Here is a 20,654-nt window from a genome sequence, read left to right on the forward strand (position 1 = left end):
AAGCAAATTGATATAACTTTACTAAAGGTATTTATTATGACAATTAAAGTAGGTATTAACGGCTTTGGCCGTATGGGGCGTTTAACACTGCGCGCGGCTTTAGAGTGGCCAGAAGTAGAATTTATTAAAGTAAATGATGTTGCAGGCGATGCTAAAACACATGCCCATTTATTAGAGTTTGACTCAGTGCACGGGCGTTTAGCGCACAGCGTTACAGCAAACGAGAATAGCTTTAGTGTGGGTAAACATACTATTGCCGTTACCAATAACAAAACCATTAGCGATACCGATTGGTCAGATTGCGATGTTGTAATAGAAGCCAGCGGTAAAATGAAAACCACTGAGCTGTTAAATCAATATTTAGCACAAGGTGTTAAGCGCGTTGTGGTAACCGCTCCGGTAAAAGAAGACGGCATTTTAAATGTGGTTATGGGCGTTAACGATAATTTATATAACCCAGATGAGCACAAAATTGTGACTGCGGCTTCGTGTACGACTAACTGTTTAGCGCCTATTGTAAAAGTACTGCAAGAAAAAGTAGGCATTAAGCACGGCTCAATGACCACTATTCACGATATTACCAATACCCAAACTATTATTGATGCGCCACATAAAGACTTACGTCGTGCTCGTTCGTGCGGGACAAGTTTAATACCTACCACAACCGGTAGTGCAACAGCTATTACGCATATATTCCCTGAGCTAAAAGGTAAGTTAAATGGCCATGCTGTGCGCGTACCTTTAACTAACGCATCGATTACTGACTGTGTATTTGAGCTTGAGCGTGGTGTAACTGCCGCTGAGGTGAATGAGTGGTTTGCTCAGGCGTCTAAAAACGAGCTTGCTGGCGTATTAGGTTACGAAGAAAAACCACTTGTATCGATTGATTACAAAACCGATCCACGCAGTAGCATTATTGATGCGCTTTCTACCATGGTTATTAATAATACCCAGCTTAAATTATACGCTTGGTACGATAACGAATGGGGCTACGCTAATCGTACTGCCGAGCTTATGCTTAAAGTTGCTAAAAGTGACTTGGTTTAACCATTAATTAAAGGTTTTAAGGGCGTTAACCATGTTTGAGCAACTCGCTAATTTACCTACAGCAATAAAACAGTATTTAATAATTACCGGTAATTACTGGGCATTTACCTTAACCGATGGCGCACTACGTATGCTGGTGGTGCTGCATTTTCATCAGTTAGGGTATGGTGCGCTGGCCATTGCCATGCTGTTTTTGTTTTACGAAATTTTTGGTGTGATCACCAATTTAGTGGGCGGTTGGCTAGGGGCTCATTTAGGCCTTAATAAAACCATGAACTTTGGCTTGGCGCTGCAAATAATGGCGCTTGCCATGTTATGTGCGCCAAGTGAATGGCTCACCGTGGCTTATGTTATGGCGGCGCAAGCGCTTAGCGGCATAGCAAAAGATCTAAATAAAATGAGCGCCAAAAGCGCCATTAAACACTTAGTGCCCGAGGGAGAAAGCGGCCAAGGCCAGCTCTATAAATGGGTGGCTATTTTAACGGGCTCTAAAAATGCGTTAAAAGGGGTCGGCTTCTTTTTAGGTGGTTTACTCCTTACGGTACTGGGTTTTGTAGGTGCTTTAAAAGCCCTTATTTTATTACTCACTATTGCGTGGATTATTAGCGTTGTATTTTTAAAAGGCGACATGGGCAAGGCTAAAAATAAGCCTAAGTTTAAAGAGCTATTTTCTAAATCCCGTGCAATAAATTTACTAAGTGCAGCACGATTATGCTTGTTTGCCGCGCGTGATGTATGGTTTGTAGTGGCTTTACCTATTTATTTAGCCCAGCAGTTTAACTGGAACTTTTGGTGGGTAAGTGGCTTTATGGCACTTTGGGTAATTGGCTACGGTGGTGTGCAATCACAAGCGCCGCGTATTACCGGCACCAGTAACTCAAACGTTGATACCGTTAAACATGCCTATTTATGGGTGTTGCTGCTAAGTGGTGTAACAGCACTATTAGCACTTTTTATGCAACTTGATGTGGCCGTGCATGCCACGCTGATTATAGGTTTGCTTATTTTTGGCGGTGTATTTGCCGTTAATTCATCTGTGCATAGTTACCTAATTGTCAGCTTTGCTAAAAGCGATGGTGTATCGCTTGATGTTGGCTTTTATTATATGGCCAATGCCATGGGGCGTTTACTGGGCACGGTGCTTTCGGGGTGGGTGTTTCAGGTTTATGGCTTTGTAGCGTGTTTGTGGGTGAGCGTTGCTTTACTCATAGGTGCCACGATAACCACTGCTATTTTGGCCAAGCGTTAGGCCTAATTGTTCAAAAAACTTAAATTATTTTATGTTATTGATGGCTTGATGCAGTTTGTATATTAAACTGTAGGGGTGTTTTAACAAAAGGTAATTTAAGTGCGAGAACTCACGTTAGCAAAAAAGTTATTATGGATAACTGTAGGGAGTACATTTTTAACAGTATTAGTACTTTCTGGGGTTTTATGGTGGCAAATGTCATCAAACAGCGAGGCGCTCGCTAAAGAGTCTGAAGATTATATCGTGGCCGAAGTTGAGCAAAAGCTTAACGCAAACGCGGCTGCTTACGGCGAAAAAATTGCCGGGTTTATCAACGAAGCTTACCGAATTCCAAACTCATTAGCTGCATTACTTGGTGATGCGGCTAATACTCAAACATTAGACCGTGACACGGTAGTGAGCATTAACCGCTCTATACTTGAAAAAAATCGGTTTTTATCGTCAATTTATTCGCAGTTTGAAGCCAATGCCTTTGATGGGCAAGACGCGCAATTTAAGCAAGGATATAAACACTCAGTTAATGGCGATGGCACGTTAGAAGTATATATAACGCGTGATCAAAACGGCATTATTGAGCAGCAAAAAGTAGCTAACGCTGCCGATAAATACCTGACCTCGTTAAACGAATTTGGTATTCGTGAAGCGCATTGGTATTTATGCGCAAAAGATACACTTAAGCCCTGTATTATGGAACCTTACCTTTACGAAATACCTTCTGGTGATTCGGTTATGCTTACCTCTTTAACCGTACCTATTACTAAATCGGGCCGCTTTATTGGTTTAGCAGGCGTTGATTTAACGCTCCCTACGTTTCAGGGCTTAACCGAAAAACTTTCGAGCGAACTTTATAACGGCCAAGCAAAAGTAACACTTTTAAGTGATATAGGTTTAATTGTAGGCAGCAGTCATTATAAATCTAAATTAGGCCGCCCATTTAAAGAGGCAGTTAGTAGCAATACTTACAGTGAGCTGGTTAAATTTAAAGGGCAACATGGCCTTTTTAAAACACCTAGCGAGTATTTAGTTAACTACCCAATTAATATTAAGCTGGCTAACACTCAGTGGAGCCTACTTATTGAAGTGCCAAGTAATTTAGCGCTAGAGGGGCCCAATGCCTTAGCTAAAAACATGAGTGACTCGGCCAATCAGCTCGGTGTTGTTATTTTAATAACCGGTGCTGTTATTGCTTTAATTGCTTTTATTATTATGAAAGTGGTAGTGGGCACTGTGGTTGCACCCCTTGAGCAAATTCAACAGCGTGTAGATAACCTTGCCAGCTCAGAAGGTGACTTAACTCATACACTCCATGTAGATACCCACGCAGAGCTGATTGCGCTTGCGGGTGGTTTTAATGCCTTTTTAGCTAAGCTACGTGGCCTAATTGCAGAGCTTAAAGATGTATCTTCGCAAACAAAACAGCAAGGCGAAATAGCACAGCATATTGCTATTGATACAAAACATAATGTGCAATCGCAGTTTCAAGAAATTGAAAGTGTAGTGACCGCTATGAACGAAATGAGCGCCACCGCACTTGAAGTTGCCAGAGCCTCTGAGCAATCTGCTCAACAAGCGGATGAAATAAATGGTTTAGTGGTTAGCAGTGAGTCGAGCTTGTCATCGGCTATGAGCCAAGTGAAAACCATGTCTGAAGAAATAAAAGAAGCCAACCAAGCGGTTGAAAAAGTGGCTTCGCGTAGTAAAGATATTACGCAAATTTTAGATGTGATCAGAACCATTTCAGAGCAAACCAACTTACTTGCACTTAATGCCGCCATTGAGGCAGCACGCGCTGGCGAGCACGGCAGAGGCTTTGCGGTAGTTGCCGATGAAGTACGTGCACTGGCGTCTAAAACACGCTCATCTACCGATGATATTAGCCAACTTATAGATAGCTTATTGTTAGAAGTAGGTAATGCATCAACCGTAATTGAAAAAGGCGTAGTACGCGCGCAAAGCGCAGTAGACGAAACCTCAGTGGCGTTTGACGCGCTGCACAGTGTGGTAGTAAAAGTAGATGAAATTACTAATCAAATTACCCACATTGCCACCGCAGCCGAGGAACAAAGCTTAGTAACCGAAGAGATAAACCGTAACCTTACGCTTATTTCAGATGCTGCATCGCAACTGGCTGATTTATCGACTCAGGCGGGCGATAGCAGTGAGGCGCTTAATGCACTGGTAGCGCAGCAAGATAGCGAACTAAATAAACTTAAAACGTAAGTAAAGATCAACCCTACCAAATATAAAAAGCGGCTAATTCACACGAATTAGCCGCTTTTTTAGTTGAGACTTTTTTAGAGGTTAGTAAGGTGAAACGTTATAGCTTTTTGATCAAGGCAAACATTTGGTTGATCATCGGCAGCGCTAATTGCTCAACCCCTGGGCGGTTAAAATAGCCACGCAGCCCAGTAAACTGCACCTGAAAAAACTGCGCGTATTCAAGCGCGGTAAGGTTGCTGCTTAGCTCATTATTTTTAATGGCTTGAGCGAACAAGGTGGTTAAGTAGGCTTCAAACTTTGCCGATAGGTCTAAGCTTAGCTCGTATAACGAGGCGTCTTTTTCTGCAAATTCGCTGTTTGCTTTTACCAACATACAAATAGCACTTGGGCTACAGTCTTTGGTTTTAATAATTACGTTTTCTACAAACGCACGCAAACCACCTAAAACAGAGTCAGAACTTGCTAAAAACCCATCAATTTGGTTTTTCATTTGTACTGTGTAGTCTTTTAAAGACTCGCTGTATAGGCCTTCTTTAGAGCCAAACGCCGCATATATACTGCCTGGGCGCATGTTAATGGCTTCTTGTAAATCGCGGGTTGAGGTGGCGTTAAACCCCTTTTCCCAAAACAATTGGCTTGCAACGCGAATTACATTATCGCGCTCAAATTTAACTTTGTTTGCCATTTTATTCTCAACTATTTTGAACGTATGCTCAATTTTAACTTGAACAGTCGCTCAAAATCAAATAGTATGTGTCTCGAAGTTACTTAACCTGACACTAGGTTACTCAAACACATTAATTTATTGGAGCAGAACATGGCAGAATTTACGTTATATACTCAAGACAACGCACCAGAAGAATCAAAATCGCTTATGGCTGATTCAGTAGCAGCATTTGGCATGTTACCAAACCTTCACGCCGTAATGGCCGAAGCGCCTACGCTACTTAAAGGTTACCAAGTACTGCACGAGTTATTTCAAAAAACATCGTTTAATGCAGAAGAGCTAACGGTGGTATGGCAAACAATTAATGTTGAGCATGAGTGTCATTACTGTGTACCAGCACACAGCGCAATTGCCGCTTCAATGAATGTAGACCAAGGTATTGTTGATGCCCTAGTAAACAAAACACCACTAGCAGATGCAAAACTTGAAACACTACGTGAAACCACACTTGCAATGACACGCGATCGCGGCGTAATTAGCGATGAGCAAATTGAAAAGTTTTTTGCAGCAGGTTACGGTAAACAGCAACTACTAGAAATTGTTGTAGGCTTATCGCAAAAAGTAATGAGCAACTACACTAACCATCTTGCTGATACACCAGTTGACGAACCATTTAAAAAGTTTGCTAAATAATAGCGGTTTTATAAATAACAAAGGCAGCTTAGGCTGCCTTTTTGTGTTTTAAGCGAATGGCCATTATTTAAATTTAACGGCTTTAGTGCTGCGTGTATAAGTACGCTGCTCGGGCTTAGTCCACTCACCCTTTTTTAAATAAGAAGTTGAAACTACAAACGTATCGTTTTTTAGCTCGCTGATCGAGCGCACTTTAGTAATACCTTCTTTACTGCCTGTTACCTCTTCATACGCTACAAATTGGGTAGGGCTGAGCACTTTCATGGTGCCTTTTGTGTAAAAACCTGCGGTAGTAAAATAGTAAAACACCAATGACTCTTTTTTACTGTCGTAAAAAATCATTGATTCCCCACCATATTCGCCTTCATTAATAGAGTGCTTGGTATGTATAGCTTTACCATTTAATGCGCGCTCCCAGAGGCCAACATCTTGTACAGGTTTTGCACCTTTAGGTACGTCAAAATCGGCCTGCCATGTACCTAAATAAGGTTTAAATACAGCGAGTTCTTTATCAAGGTTACTTGGGGTATCAGCGGCGTAGCTATTAAAGGCGTATAAGCATAATACTAAAAATAGGGCTTTAAAGTATGTCATAATTTGGCTCTTATTATTTTGGTTTAACTCTTTTTAGTATAGGCGATCATGAATTGATAAAGAAAACATTAATCACCTTTGCACTGCTTTTTTTGGTCGCAGTATGGCAAGCTCATTGGCTTTATAATATGAGCATTTATATACCAAGCTACTTTACAGGTTTAAGCTTTTTTACTTTTATAATGTACGCATGGGATAAACGACAAGCTAAACAATCAGCGCATAAAAAAGTAAACCGCACACCCGAGCGCACGCTTCAGTTACTGTCGTTACTTGGCGGTTGGCCCGGCGCACTCATTGCACAGCAATGGCTTAGGCATAAATCGCAAAAACGTCATTTTATAGTGGTGTTATGGCTGTGTATTTTTGGGAATGTGAGTGTAATAGGGGCTATTACATTTTTTGCAGAAAACGTGAGAGTTATGCCTTTAAATTAATGTATATTTAAAGGCATAAATACAATTTTACACGGGGTTTAGTTTGCAGCTTCAGTTTTGGCTACTTCATCTAACTCTACTGTAAGTATGGTTTTTTTATCAACCACAACCCACTTACGATAAGTTTGGTAACCTGGTTTGCTTACCTCAATATCGTATTCACCTTCTTTTAGTTCGATCGCGTCTTGGTATACCGGTTTGATATTCATAATACGTACGCGAGCGTCATTAGGGTTAGTAATTACGGTAAGTGAGATTGGAGCAACCACTTCGGCTACTTCAGCCTGAACATCGGCAACATTGTCTTCAACTTTTTGTTCAGTTTCATTCATATTTGAAGTGTTTGCACAGCCACTTAAGATGAGTAATGCTGCAAGTGCGGTTATTTTTTTCATGTGAGCTCCGTAAAATTATTATTTTAAAATAGGGCCATGAAAGTAAGGAAGTAATAAAGTAGATAATATTTGTCTTTCCTAAATTCATAGCTTGTATATTTATTATTTAAAAACTTTCAAATACACTAATGGTGCTACAGCATAATACTATCTAAGGACTTTGTTATAGCTTCACTTCGCTCAACTAATGTTTCAGCTGTTCGATACATTCTTTTTTTCATTAAGCTATTGGCCATTGTGATATAGCGCTTTGACAATTCTTGCCTGATAGATACTAATAAAGGAAAATCATTGGGCAAAATAGTCGACTCTGAGTCAATTAACTCCTCTAGTGCAATTAAATCTTTATATTTATCTATAACAGTTAGTTGCTTAGAATAGCGTTCGAAGCGTTGTTCATAAAACACTAAAGCAGCATTTGAAGGGAAGACTACCTCCTTACCTTGATTAAGTTTATCTTGATAATCAGTTAACGCGATTATTGCAGACTCTCTTTGTAGTAAACTTTCAAAGCTAACTTCAGATTTCTGTTTTTTATCCAAAATGGCTTTACCAACGGATATTAAAGAACTTTGAGTGACTACATCATCTTTAGCGATTGCGTTTTCTAACGCTTTTTTGTAGTTTTCGAAGTGGGTAGGAGATACTTGATAAACATAAGTTTTATCTACCTCATGTAAATCAAGAATTAACTGAGGAATACTATTGTTATCAACTTCGTTATAACGAGATTGCTCTAAAAGTAAATTAATTCGCGATGTAATATCAAAAATAATAGATTGTCTTTCTCTTAAAATGCTTTCCAGTTGCACAGAAAGCTTTTCTGAATCTGGGTAGTATTCAAGCGCTTGAGTGTATACATCTATTGTTTCGTCGAAGTTCTTAAACTTATCACCACTATTATTTAGCTGATTAGCCATACCATCAAAGCTTTGCAAAACACTCTCTTGATTTACACGCAATAAGCCTTGCTTTAAAACTTCGTATTGCGGCGGTATTTCAGAAAGCTTATCGAGTATGCTTGGGCCACTCCACGACATCCACGTTTTTACTTGCTGATTTATAGCCTGAGCATTATCTAATTTTGCTTCGAGCTGTTTTACATTGTTATCGTTAGATAAGTAATATTGCCCTGCTAATACTGTAGCAACCACTAAGCTTGCTACTAGTGCGATAGCTGGTTTGTAATTATGGTTTAATTTAGCAGTAATGGGGTCGAGTGAACTTAATCTATCAGAAGCGTTTAATGCAATTGCTTTATTTAAGCTACCCCACAACCATAATGGGCAGTTACTAGGGCGTTTTGCCGATGTCTCTTTTGCTAGCTTATCAGCTGCTACGCGGTTAAATGGATGTTTGCTGCTTAATAGTTCAAGGGCTATACATGCGTAAGAAAATACATCATCTTTAACTGATGCTTCTGCACCTTTAAGTTGCTCCGGGCTTGCATAGGTGGGGGTGTAACCACCTACAACTGCGGCATTTTGTTGGTTTTGAACAGCATAGGCATCTTCAATGGTTTTATGTTTTGCAATCCCAAAATCAAGTACTTTTAAGTTGCCGTTAGAATCAAAAATAATATTCGATGGCTTTAAATCATTGTGGATAACACCGCGTGCATGCGCGTAAATCAGTGCATCAGCTAACTGCTCTAAAATTACTTTGGCTTTTTTAAACACCATGCCAGTGGGTTTATTTCTTTTTATTATTTGCTCAAGTGTTTCGCCTTCAACAAGCTCCATTGTTACATAGTGAAGATCGCCATCTGAACCTGCTGAATAGACTTTAACTATATTAGGGTGAGCTAACCGTTGTGTTTTAGTGGTTTCATCTTTTAGGAGAGTGATGGCCTCTTCTGAGTGTGAAAACTCTTCGAGTAACACCTTTATCGCAACAAACACTTCAGGGCGGCTTGGGCTTTCTAAAAATAAATCCCTTGCGCGATAGATATAACACATACCGCCTTGGCCAATTAATTCTTCAACCAAGTAACGAGCAGATATTTTTTTGCCAATTAGATTGAGCTTATTTTTAGCTTGGGGTTTTTTGAGATTTGAATCAAGCGACGCTATCTGAGTTTTATCGTTAGAATTATTGATACCGCTCATTATAAATCCTTTTATTGTGTATATATAAATAATTGCAAAGGTGAATTTTTATCGTTTTTATCAATTCTCCCTTTGATAACGGCAGTATTTTTACAAAAAAAGATTACTTTAGCAATCTTTCTAGCGTAGAAGTTTCATACAAAATTAATTATGTCGCCTGTTTTAACTAACTTAAAATTTTTTTTTATTTTTAAACTTAAAAAATAACGTGCTTAAAAGCGCTGTAAAAGGCGTAAAAGGTACATTCATCGGTAATTTATCACTTTATTTTGTTTGGGATTAAATTTGTTACAGTGTGCTGGAAAAGGAACATTCAAACGGTGATTTAATTATTGGATTTCATGTTTTTAGGTTTATTAGATTTATCATTGTCTTCAAATTTAAATATATGTGTATATTTTTATATATTAATTTCAATGTTGACAATAGTTTCGCTTCTACTTTATCCTAATAAAAATGTAGATTTATGGGACTAACTTATCAAATGGAACTGATACTAAATATAACTAGTTATCATAGACTCTCGCCTGAAATTGAAGCTTCTAAAACAACTAAACACTCTCTTATTTTTGGCCGCTCGGAAGCGTGCGATTGGCACTTGCCTGATCCTGAAAAAATAATTTCTAGCCAACACGGCCGTATTGAAAAAGAAGGGGATTCGTTTTACTTATACGATACCTCTACTAACGGAACGTTTGTTAATTTTGGCGTGTCTGCGCTTGGTCAAGGTAATAAACACCGTTTAGCACACAGTGATGTGATTACAGTGGGGGACTTTCAAATTGAGGTCGAGTTAGCTGATTCTCAATCTACGACAGCATACAATGAAGCACGCCCAAATACGGATGACTTTGCACTAAGAAATAGTGCCCCGGCACCTGCAATAGATAATTTTTCTTCAAGTGACTTATTTTTAAATGAATCTATTTTAGATGAGTCAATGCCTGCTGTTTCAATGAAAGAAGAAAACATGGCACAGCCTGATAATCAAATTCCTGAAAATTGGGATGAGTTATCACATTTAATGAACCCTGATGTGTCAGTCTCACCGCAAAACCATTTTGATGATGTTGCAGTGGCAGAACAACCCGTTAAAGTTGAGCCACAAAAAACACCAGAACCCGTTAAGCAGCCAGTAAAACAAGCGCAAACACACGCTAGTACCGCAAGCGCTAATTCCGCTTTATCGGAGGCGTTTTTAAAAGGTTTAGGTGTTAAAACTGAGCTTCAAAATGCCCTCAATACACCAGAGTTGTGGTTTGAAATGGGGCAAAGTTTAAATTTATTATTAAACGAGCTGATGGAGTCATTAAGACAACGAGCATTGGTAAAAAATCAATTACGTTTGAATCAAACCATGTTTCAAACAAAGCAAAATAACCCTATAAAATTTTCTGCTGATATTGATGATGTTATTCAGAATTTATTCATAAGAAATAGTGCAAGCTTCCTGTCGTCTCGTGAATCGATTAAAGAAAGTTTTACTGATACACGAAGACATGAACATGCTTTATTAGCAGGAGCTGATGGTGTACTTAAAGGGATTTTAGAGCAGGTTTCTCCCCAGCTAATCACCCAGCAAGTAAATGAAAACTCTAATGTATTAAAGATTATTCCAGGCCAGTCAGAAGCAAAATGTTGGAAGATATACCAAAGCCTTCATGAAGAGCTAGCGCATGATGTTAATGCTAAAGGCGCTATGGCGTTATCTGACGATTTTTTAAAGGCTTACAATGATAAAACTCAAGAAACGTTTTAGGAAGGAAAGTAAATAATGTCTAAACTTAAGCTCTTTTTTATGAGCATTAGCCTACTCTTTTTGACGGTTGGGTGTACCACCGTAAATAAAATAGTGCCGCCTTCAACTGATTTAATTATTAATGTTTCTAAAGATGTAAATCCAGACACATCAGAGAGACCGTCGCCAGTTGTTATGAAAATATTTGAACTTAGTTCACGAACAATTTTTGATACGCAGGACTTTTTTAGCTTATACGAAACGCCTGAAAAGCTACTGGGTCCAGATTTACTTAAAAAAGATGAGTTAGAGCTACAACCAAACTCAGTACAAAAATACAAAATGAGCCTTAACAGAAATACCCGTTATGTGGGTGTTGTTGTGGCCTATAGAGATATCGACCAAGCAAGGTGGAGAGCCGTTATAGAGGTTGACCCAACAGGCTATGACGATATAGATGTAAATGTTGAAGCAATTGCAACATACATGAGAGAACAATAAAAAGGATTTGTAAAATGGGTGATAACACTCGTGTTGCGTGGACTGAAGGGATGTTCTTAAGGCCGCAACATTTTCAACAATCAGATAAGCATTTTTCTAACTTAATAAATCAATTATGCAATGGGAATTTATCTGATCCATGGGGCATAATTGATATAAGTATAGACACACAATTATTGAACTCAGGACAGTTTGCCCTTGAGTCTTTAAGTGCTATTACGCCTGATTTACTACCAATTGAAATGCCACAGTCTACTCCTTTACCTGAGCCATTAGTGGTTAGTAAAGACGTGTATGATGAGGTGGTATACCTAGCTATCCCGGCAATCAAAAACAGTGGTATTAATATTTCAGCGCTGGATGAGAATATTGTTACGCGCTATAAACTAAATGACTTAGCGGTTAGTGACGACTCTTTGGGAGCTCAATCTCAAGAGGTAATTCAGGTTGCTAAAATTTATAGCAAGCTTGTACTTTCATCTGATGATCTCGCTGGGTATATTTTGCTACCTGTGGCGCGCATTATTGAAGTAAGCAATGAAGGAAGCATTAAGCTTGACACTAAATACATACCTGCCTCTTTAAAAGTAGGTCAATGCAAGCCGTTACTCGGTTTAGTAAGAGAAATAGGCTCTATGATAAAACAGCGTGCAGAGAGTATTTCTGTGCGTTTATGCCAAGGTTATGCAGGGAGTACCTCTGTTGCCGACTTTATCATGCTGCAAACCCTTAATAAGTACGATGCTGTTTTTGACAATCTACTTAGCGTGAATAACCTCCACCCAAATGTATTTTATACCCGCCTTATTGAGCTTGCTGGCGAGCTATCTACTTTTAGTACTGCGAATAAAAGAGTACCAAAGCTGCCTAAGTACGATCATGAAAATTTGGGCAAAGTATTTTCTGAAGTAGTTAATTTCTTATATCAATCTTTAAGTCATGTTATTGAACAAACTGCGACAGAAATTAAATTAGAGCAAAGCAAGTTTGGTATTTCGTTTGGCGCACTAAAAGATAAATCTGTACTTAACTCGGCACAATTTGTTTTAGCAATCAAAGCAAGTGTACCGCACGAAGAGCTGCGCAAAATACTGCCCTCACAAATTAAGATCGGTAGTGTAGAAACCATACGTGACTTAGTTAATAACCAAATTCCTGGTATTACCATTAGTAACTTACCAACGGCACCGCGCCAAATCCCATACCATGCAGGTTTTCATTACTTTGAGTTAAACAAGCAGGGTGAACATTGGGAAAAACTTCGTTCAAGTGGTGGTATCGCTATCCACTTATCGGGCAATTACCCAGAGCTACAAATAAGCCTTTGGGCAATTAGAACCTAACTTTTAAAGGAAGAGTTTCAATGGACGAAACCATTATAAAACCTCGCCCTGGTAGACTAGGGCGTGACACTTCAAACACTCCTAATGTTGATAACGATGCTGATAAAACAGTGATGTCTGTTGAGCCTGTTGCCAGCAGTGTTGCTAATACGTCTAAAGTTTCAATTTTTAAAAACCCACTTTTAGAAGCGGCAACAGATTGCTTTTCAATTGTAATTTCGATTAGCCAAGCTAAAGAGATGACAAATATTGCTGCTTTAAAGCATCGCTGTGTTGAGGCTGTAAAGCGCTTTGAAGTTGAAGTGCGTAACCAGGGGCTTTCTAAAGATGTCATTACCAACTCGCGTTATTGCTTGTGCGCGATTTTAGATGAATCAGTTTTAAATTCTAAATGGAGCTCAATGGAGTGGGCTGATGAGAGTTTACTCTCGACGTTTCATAAAGAAACGTTTGGCGGTGAATACTTTTACACCCTGCTTGATAATGCACTGGCTCAACCTGAACTACACAAACAATTTATTGAGCTGCAGTACCATTGCTTAAACTTAGGCTTTAAAGGTAAATACAGGCTAGACAACGGTGGCGATACTAAAATAGAAGAATACCGCTCTCAAATGTATCATCTTTTAAATCAATTAGATGGCCCATTGAACAATAAACTTTCACCTAATTGGAAGCAGCGTGTTGCCGCTGGCGTAGAGCTTAGAAATCAAGTTCCGCTTTGGGTGATTTTTTCAGTGCTGGGCTTAGTGCTGTTAATGGTTTACTTATTTATCAACATGAAACTCAACGATGGCGTTACTTCACTTAACGATAAGCTGGCTGTTATTCATCCTATAGCGCAAAACGAAAGTGTAGATAAAAAAGATAAGCAACTATTAGTACTTGAGCAGTTACTGCAAACAGAAATTCAGATGGGGATTGTGACAGTAAAGAAAAACCTAGACCGCATAAGAATTTCAATAAACAGCGAAAGTCTATTTAATCAAGGCGATGCTAAACTATTACCGTCAATTCAACCCATTTTAGAAAAGCTAGCACTTAGTTTAGAAGGAACAAAAGGGCGTATTTTAATTACTGGGCATACCGATGATACGCCTATTCGGACTGATAAATACCCATCAAATTGGCACCTTTCTTTAGCCCGTGCAACGCAAGTTGCTAATTCTATGGCTAAAAGTACAAACCTAAGTGGCCGTTTATGGCCTGAAGGTAAAGGTGCTGCAGAGCCTATCGCCAGCAATTCAGATTCAGCTTCTCGGTCACTAAACCGACGAATTGAAATCGATTTATTATTTTAATGAGGCTGACATGAGTTTTTCACACAAAATAAAAAAAATTACTTACGTACTTACTTCTAAAACAGCCATGTTAATTATCGGCTTTTTGGCGTTATCTTTATTAATTTGGTTTGGTGGTCCGCTTATTGCGATTGCTGACTTTATCCCTTTAGAGAGTGTAGCAGCACGGCTGTTAACTATTTTGTTTGTTATTTTAGTGTTTGCTATCACCAAAATTTATAGCTTAACGCAACAAAGCAAACGCGATGAGAAAATGGCTGATGAGCTAATTGAAAGCGATGAGTCGAACAGTAACGAGGTGAATGAAGAGATCACCACGTTAAAAAATCGCATGAATGAAGCCATCAACTTACTCAAAGATGTAAAGCTATTTAAAGGTAAAAATATATATCAATTACCTTGGTATATTATGATTGGCCCGCCTGGGGCCGGTAAAACAACGGTTATTAATAACTCAGGCTTAGACTATCCGTTAAAAGATAAGTTAGGTGTTGATTTAGTCCACGGTGTTGGTGGTACACGAAACTGTGATTGGTGGTTCACTAATAAAGCCGTACTTATCGATACCGCAGGGCGATACACTACACAAAGTAGCCACGCAAAACATGACTCACGCGCATGGGAGGGCTTTTTAGGGCTTTTACGCAAGTACCGCCCTCTACGTCCTATTAACGGTGTAATGATCAGCATGGGTATTTCTGAGCTCATGAGTCAAACTAAAACAGAGCGTAACCTACATGCCCGCGCAATTAAACAGCGCTTACAAGAGTTACAAAATCAGTTGGGTATGACTTTTCCGGTATACGTTATTCTTTCTAAAGTTGATTTAATTGAAGGTTTTAGAGAGTTTTTTGGCGAGCTTACAGAAGAGGAATGCGAGCAAGTTTGGGGTGTTACTTTTGAGTTAGACCTAGATAAAGACACTCAAGTTGAAGCATTTAACAAAGAGTTTCACGCATTAATTTCAAAACTGACAGAAATGCTTAATCGTAGGCTGATTAACGAGCGTAATGAAGAAATACGAGCCAAAATTTTCGAATTTCCGAGACAACTTCGTGTGCTACAAGGTGTGGGCGATGCGTTTTTAAAAGAAATTTTTACCCCTAACGCTTATGAAGAACTCCCTATGTTTAGGGGCGTGTATTTGACCAGTGCAACTCAAGAAGGGAAGCCAGCTAGCTTTTTAAATGATGTAAACTCAGCAGATTCTAATTATATAAATCAATCGAAAAGCTTCTTTATCAAAAACGTTTTAGAAGGTGTAATTTTCCCTGAGCAAAACCTAGCTAGCACTAACAAACATCACGATAAGCAAAACAAATGGCTGAGAGTAGGTAGTATTTCTTTAGCCAGTATTGCGGTAATTGGTTTTTCTATTTCGTGGTACTTTAGCTTTGCATGGAATAATAATTTAATGGCTGCTACAGATGAAGCCATTGAAACTTATCAGGAGTTAGATGCCGCCTCGTTTGATAGAAGCAACTTATTAGTATTAAACGACAGACTCAATGCGCTAAGAAACTTACCAGCTAACAACCCTGCGTTAGTTGATGACGATGAATCTCAGTCAATAGGTTTTAATAAGCTTAATGAAATTAAACAGTCATCTACACAAGCCTATAACAGGTCTCTACAAACGTATTTAGAACCCTATATCGCAAATACGTTAATTAAAGAAATGGAAGCCCACCCAGAGCACCTTAGCTATTTATACGAGACGCTAAAGTGCTATTTAATGCTATTCCAACCTGAGTACTTTGAAAGTGAAGATATTTCGGCTTGGTTTAATGCATACCTAGAAAGAAATCTACCGGGTGATAAAAATGCGCTAACTCGCGGCCAGTTAATGAACCACATTGCTGCCTTACTAGAGCTTGGTGTTAGTCAAACCAAAATAGATAATCAAGCAGTGCGTATAGCTAGAGCTGAATTAACTAAGTTACCAATAGCCGAAAGAGCATACCAACGCCTACAAGCTGATTTTCTTGATAGCAGCATTCCGCCATTTAGATTAACAGACATTATTAGTTTTGAAAGTGCGCAAAAATTCACATTCAGAAACAATGGCGAGCTGACTCGAAGTATCCCTGGTTTATATACCTTTAACGGTTTTCACGGCATTTTTAATGTTGAAAAAAGTAAAATGCTTGGAAATTTGATGGCAAGCAGCTGGGTATATGGCGAGGAAGCATCGGGCACTTATGATATTTCTAAAGAAGAGATTGAAAAGAAATTAGAGCAGCGTTATTTCCAAGATTATGTCTTTTTTTGGCAATCATTTATCGACGATTTAAGCCTGAATCAGTACAGCTCACCGGCTGAGGGGGTGAATATTACTGATGTACTTGCTGGCTCAGAAGCACCGATTAAAAACATTATTATGGCTGTGCAAAAAAATGTGCAACTAACCAAACTGCCGGTGTCAGAGAATCAAAAAGCAGCGGGTAAAGTTGCCGCTAATGCCGCTGAAATTGCAATGCAAACTAAAGCTAACAGGATTAAACGTTTTTTACCTGACGAAGCGCCTAAGTTTGACATTAAACTGCCAGGTTATCAGGTTGAAGAAGCGTTTGAAGATGTTATAAATATTGATGCTCAGCAATTAGATAACATTCAGAAAAACCTCAGAGAGCTTAATGTATATCTAACTAAGCTTGATAGAGGTGATCAGTTAAAGTCATCAATAAAAGATCAAATCAGTGGAAAAAGTAAACCTAGTTTCATTCGCCAGCTTGAGTTCCAAAGCCGTGATCTACCTTACCCATTTAATAGCTGGTTATTAGATATAAGCAGAGATACCAGTAATATCACTAAAAATAGCGCTAACAGACACTTAAATGAGATTTGGAAAAGCCAAGTTTTACGTGAGTACAACGCAGCTATTGTGGGCCGATACCCTTTCTCTCCTTATGCACAAAAAGAAGTGAATATGAAAGACTTTACACGCTTCTTTGGACCAGATGGCACTATTGATAGCTTCTTCACTAACTATGTAGCACCAAGTGTGGATATGAGTTCGAGTCCGTGGAAGTTTGAAAAAGACATTGGCATAAGCGCTGATACACTAGCCATGTTTGAACTAGCCCATCAAATTCAAACGGTATTCTTCGATGGTGGAAGTGCAACACCTAGAATTGAGTTTGGCTTACGTCCGCTATCGTTGGATAAAACTACATCGAGCTTAATGATTGAAATTGACGGTCAATCAATGATTTACCGCCATGGCCCTTTAAGAGTTACTAACTTTGTTTGGCCAGGCGCAAGTGGACAAAGTAAAACGCGAGTTGTATTCACTCCACCTAATGGAGGCCGCTCAGTAAATACGACTTACCAAGGTGAATGGTCGCTTTATCGCATGCTAGATGAGCTAAGCGCTAAAAGAGCTAAAACACGTGAGGATTTAGAGTTACATTTTTCTCTCATGGGTAACAACGCAAAAGTTGAGCTATTGCCAAAATCAATTAGGCATCCATTTTGGAATAAAAGTGTAGAGAAGTTTTCATGTCCGACCCGATTATAAATATAGGCTACCTCGGCAAAGTCCCTAGCTTGGGGGACTTTGTTCAAGACAGCGTTTCGAAAGAATTTTCAGAGCACTGGGAGCAATGGCTGCAAGCAGCTATAGCTGTAAGTAAAGAACAGTTAGGCGACAATTGGCAAGATAACTACCTAACAGGTCCTGTATGGCATTTTGCTTTATCGCCAAATATTGTTGGCGATAAAGGCGTAATGGGAACCCTATTACCGAGTATGGATGCAGTAGGGCGCCATTACCCATTTACAGTGGCCAGTACATTAGAAGTTGCGCCGATAGAAGTATTAAATTCGGGCGTTTTCTCCTTAGAGTACGAAGACACAGTACTTAAAGTGCTCGATAGCTCTGTTGACCTTTTTACTTGGCGAAAAGACGTTGCTAAATCGATAAGCACTCTTATAGCGCCTAAAAAGCAGCTTAGTATTTCTCCCTCTAGCGACAAAAATAAAGAAGGTGAAGCATTTGAGTTCTCAGGTGATGAGCTATCAAGTGATGTTTTAAAAGACGCCCTACATGCACTTTTATATAAAAAGCATGGTGATTATAGTGTTTGGTGGACACACGGTTCATGCAATATAAAGCCTATGATGCTTGTTACTTCAGGACTACCGCCTGTTAACCAAGTTGCTGCTATGTTAGATGGCCGATGGAAACATTGGGAATGGAATTACACACAGGTAAAAAATAGTGATTAGCAATTTAAGTACAAGTTACGCAATAACTCATCGCGGTGCAGTTAGGCAATTAAATGAAGACTCTCATGTTGAAATTAATAGCCATAACTTATGGGTAGTAGCTGATGGAATGGGTGGACATGAAGCGGGTGAAGTTGCAAGCCAACTAGTCGTAGATGTTATTAGAGCAAAAGTTGAAGAAAAGACACTAGCTACGCTTAGCGTTGCTCATATTGTTTCAGCTATTGAAGATGCTAATCGCCAATTAAATGATTACAGCGCTCAGTACTTAGGAAGTAAAACGGCGGGCAGCACAGTAACCGCCTTATTTATAAAAGATAATCAATATTACGTTTTGTGGGTAGGTGACAGCCGGGCATACATGTTGCGAAATGGCCAATTACAGCAAGTATCGCGGGATCATAGCCAAGTAAATGACCTTATCGATGAGGGCGTAATTTCAGTCGAGGAAGCAAAAACGCACCCTCTTTCGAATGTGATTACCCGTGCAGTGGGCGTTACAGACGAAGTTAAAGTAGATGTAGTACAAGGTGAAGTAAATACTAATGATATTTTCTTACTTTGTTCAGATGGCTTAACAGGCGAATTGTCTGATGAAGAAATATGTTTGTCATTAGAACCTAATAGTATTATTGATTCAGGTATGGCGCTAATGCATTCTTCTTTAGTTAGAGGTGCACGCGATAATGTTACCTGTATTATAATTAAATATGGCCATGAAAATTTTAGTAGCAAATCGGAAACATACAAAATTCAAGATGAAGCTACAATTCCACTTTTTACTAAGTAGTTAATCTTAAATATAAAGAATACTATCTTTTTTGATTTAGAGTTTTTACTTTAATTTCCGGCATGGATTGATTAAGTATATTATATTTTAATTATTTTTATAAAAACAACAATTAAGATTTAAACTCAATTGTAACTGGGCTTGTATTTTAATATAAAGAATGTAATATGAAATCCACTCCGCTTTATTGGAGTTTTATGGATAATTATTAGGACGACGGAATGTTTGTATTTGAAGAGTATATTTCCCCTATTTCTGAAACTGAAATCGCAGGCTTAGACCCGCGCTCGGATGTTTCTCCTACGTCGACTTATTACGCCTTAAAAGATTTAAGAAACCAACTTCGTGCCGCAGAAAGAAACGCGCTAGTAGACGAGGAGGGTATTTCATCACTTGCCCGCGACTGGTTACCTTTATTAGAACAATGCAGCAACGCGCTAAAAACAGAAAGCAAAGATATTGAGTATTTAGCGTGGTTTATTGAAGCCCTTTGTCGAATTCATGGTTTTAAAGGACTTGCTTTTGGCTTTAAAGTGGCCAGCCAATTATTAGATAATTATTTTGACGCGCTATATCCCTCCCTTGATGCAGACGATGAAATTTCAGACAAAGTATCAGCGCTTGGCGGATTGAATGGTTCCGCAGGTGAGGGGACTCTGATTATCCCCATTAAAAGCATACTTTTAACCGACAGTGTTAGCTTAGACCCTTTTACATTTTGGGAGTATCAGCAAGGCTATGATATTTCGAGGCTTAATGATGACAAAAGAGAGAAAAAGCTAGCACAGGGCGCGGTTGATTTTGAATTAATCGAAAAAAGTGCTGCAGAGACAAGTACAGAATTTTTTGTAACATTAAAACAAGATATTGAAGAGGCGATTTCTGAGTTTGCCCAGCTTAGTGACGTGATGGATAAAGTGACGGGGCAACCGCAACCTACCTCAAATATTAAACAAGCGCTTGAGGTAAGTTTGGCGGCTGTTAACCATATTGCTGCAGACAAACTTGTTGCAGCTGAACAGGCGTTGATATCAGAGCAAACACAAGAGCAACTCACTCAAAACGGTGAAGAGCAGGATGCAGTTGAGGCGCCTAAAAAGGCCATTAGCCAAGCAATTGATTCACGTGAGAATGCAATAAATAAGCTTAAAGAAATAGCGGCGTTTTTTAGAAAAACCGAACCGCATTCTCCAATGTCTTACACGATAGAACAAGTGATTCGATGGAGCGAATTATCGCTGCCTGAATTATTAAATGAATTGATAACAGATAGTGATGCTAGGACCGGGTACTTTAAGTTGTCTGGCATTAAGATCAGCGAAACTGAAACATAAGTAAAAG

17 protein-coding genes are annotated in these 20,654 nt (G+C 39.0%); 13 read left to right on the plus strand and 4 right to left on the minus strand.

What is annotated here, in order from left to right:
- Positions 1-36: 36 nt before the first annotated feature.
- The 3 genes from MSC25_RS10890 (at position 37) to MSC25_RS10900 (ending at position 4,516) form a co-directional block, all read left to right on the plus strand.
- Positions 37-1,047, plus strand: coding sequence for an ArsJ-associated glyceraldehyde-3-phosphate dehydrogenase (locus MSC25_RS10890; RefSeq protein WP_024032896.1), 1,011 nt, complete (start codon positions 37-39; stop codon positions 1,045-1,047).
- Positions 1,048-1,078: 31 nt separating this feature from the next.
- Positions 1,079-2,296, plus strand: coding sequence for an organoarsenical effux MFS transporter ArsJ (gene arsJ / locus MSC25_RS10895; RefSeq protein WP_029773649.1), 1,218 nt, complete (start codon positions 1,079-1,081; stop codon positions 2,294-2,296).
- Positions 2,297-2,395: 99 nt separating this feature from the next.
- Positions 2,396-4,516, plus strand: coding sequence for a methyl-accepting chemotaxis protein (locus tag MSC25_RS10900; RefSeq protein WP_029773648.1), 2,121 nt, complete (start codon positions 2,396-2,398; stop codon positions 4,514-4,516).
- Between the two features lie 97 nt (positions 4,517-4,613).
- Here the strand turns inward: MSC25_RS10900 and MSC25_RS10905 are convergent, their stop codons facing one another.
- Complete coding sequence (locus tag MSC25_RS10905; protein WP_248443402.1) at positions 4,614-5,201, minus strand: TetR/AcrR family transcriptional regulator; 588 nt, start codon at positions 5,199-5,201, stop codon at positions 4,614-4,616.
- Between the two features lie 132 nt (positions 5,202-5,333).
- Here MSC25_RS10905 and MSC25_RS10910 point away from each other — a divergent pair, with 132 nt between their 5' ends.
- A complete protein-coding gene (locus MSC25_RS10910; RefSeq protein WP_248443403.1) occupies positions 5,334-5,876 on the plus strand; it encodes a carboxymuconolactone decarboxylase family protein in 543 nt (180 codons plus the stop codon).
- A gap of 63 nt (positions 5,877-5,939) precedes the next feature.
- Here the strand turns inward: MSC25_RS10910 and MSC25_RS10915 are convergent, their stop codons facing one another.
- Complete coding sequence (locus tag MSC25_RS10915) at positions 5,940-6,470, minus strand: hypothetical protein (protein WP_064387144.1); 531 nt, start codon at positions 6,468-6,470, stop codon at positions 5,940-5,942.
- A gap of 53 nt (positions 6,471-6,523) precedes the next feature.
- Between MSC25_RS10915 and MSC25_RS10920 the strand changes: the two genes are divergently transcribed.
- Positions 6,524-6,907, plus strand: a complete 384-nt coding sequence (locus tag MSC25_RS10920; protein ID WP_248443404.1) for a DUF1294 domain-containing protein — start codon at positions 6,524-6,526, stop codon at positions 6,905-6,907.
- Positions 6,908-6,945: 38 nt separating this feature from the next.
- Here the strand turns inward: MSC25_RS10920 and MSC25_RS10925 are convergent, their stop codons facing one another.
- Both MSC25_RS10925 and MSC25_RS10930 read right to left on the minus strand, forming a co-directional pair.
- On the minus strand, positions 6,946-7,302 hold the full coding sequence (locus MSC25_RS10925) for a PEGA domain-containing protein (protein ID WP_024032889.1): 357 nt from the start codon (positions 7,300-7,302) through the stop codon (positions 6,946-6,948).
- A gap of 134 nt (positions 7,303-7,436) precedes the next feature.
- A complete protein-coding gene (locus MSC25_RS10930) occupies positions 7,437-9,410 on the minus strand; it encodes a serine/threonine-protein kinase (RefSeq protein WP_138576608.1) in 1,974 nt (657 codons plus the stop codon).
- Between the two features lie 484 nt (positions 9,411-9,894).
- Here MSC25_RS10930 and tagH point away from each other — a divergent pair, with 484 nt between their 5' ends.
- The 8 genes from tagH (at position 9,895) to tssA (ending at position 20,647) form a co-directional block, all read left to right on the plus strand.
- Entirely contained in the window at positions 9,895-11,169 is a 1,275-nt protein-coding gene (tagH, locus tag MSC25_RS10935) for a type VI secretion system-associated FHA domain protein TagH (protein WP_248443405.1), read from the plus strand.
- A 15-nt stretch (positions 11,170-11,184) separates the two neighbouring features.
- Positions 11,185-11,649: a type VI secretion system lipoprotein TssJ gene (tssJ, locus tag MSC25_RS10940; RefSeq protein WP_248443406.1), complete on the plus strand. Its 465-nt coding sequence runs from the start codon at positions 11,185-11,187 to the stop codon at positions 11,647-11,649.
- Between the two features lie 14 nt (positions 11,650-11,663).
- Positions 11,664-12,992, plus strand: coding sequence for a type VI secretion system baseplate subunit TssK (gene tssK / locus MSC25_RS10945; protein WP_248443407.1), 1,329 nt, complete (start codon positions 11,664-11,666; stop codon positions 12,990-12,992).
- 20 nt (positions 12,993-13,012) lie between these two features.
- Positions 13,013-14,293, plus strand: coding sequence for a type VI secretion system protein TssL, long form (tssL, locus tag MSC25_RS10950; protein ID WP_064387139.1), 1,281 nt, complete (start codon positions 13,013-13,015; stop codon positions 14,291-14,293).
- Between the two features lie 10 nt (positions 14,294-14,303).
- Entirely contained in the window at positions 14,304-17,813 is a 3,510-nt protein-coding gene (tssM, locus tag MSC25_RS10955) for a type VI secretion system membrane subunit TssM (protein ID WP_248443408.1), read from the plus strand.
- Positions 17,795-18,523, plus strand: a complete 729-nt coding sequence (gene tagF / locus MSC25_RS10960; protein WP_024032881.1) for a type VI secretion system-associated protein TagF — start codon at positions 17,795-17,797, stop codon at positions 18,521-18,523. The genes tssM and tagF overlap by 19 nt, the downstream gene beginning before the upstream one ends.
- Positions 18,516-19,313 carry a protein phosphatase 2C domain-containing protein gene (locus tag MSC25_RS10965; RefSeq protein WP_024032880.1) on the plus strand — a complete coding sequence of 266 codons (798 nt, stop codon included), beginning with the start codon at positions 18,516-18,518 and terminating at the stop codon, positions 19,311-19,313. The genes tagF and MSC25_RS10965 overlap by 8 nt, the downstream gene beginning before the upstream one ends.
- A 221-nt stretch (positions 19,314-19,534) precedes the next feature.
- Entirely contained in the window at positions 19,535-20,647 is a 1,113-nt protein-coding gene (gene tssA, locus MSC25_RS10970; protein ID WP_096042741.1) for a type VI secretion system protein TssA, read from the plus strand.
- Positions 20,648-20,654 lie beyond the last annotated feature (7 nt).

The sequence above is a fragment of the Pseudoalteromonas sp. 1CM17D genome (assembly GCF_023161805.1).
GTDB classification, from domain to species: Bacteria; Pseudomonadota; Gammaproteobacteria; order Enterobacterales; family Alteromonadaceae; genus Pseudoalteromonas; species Pseudoalteromonas atlantica.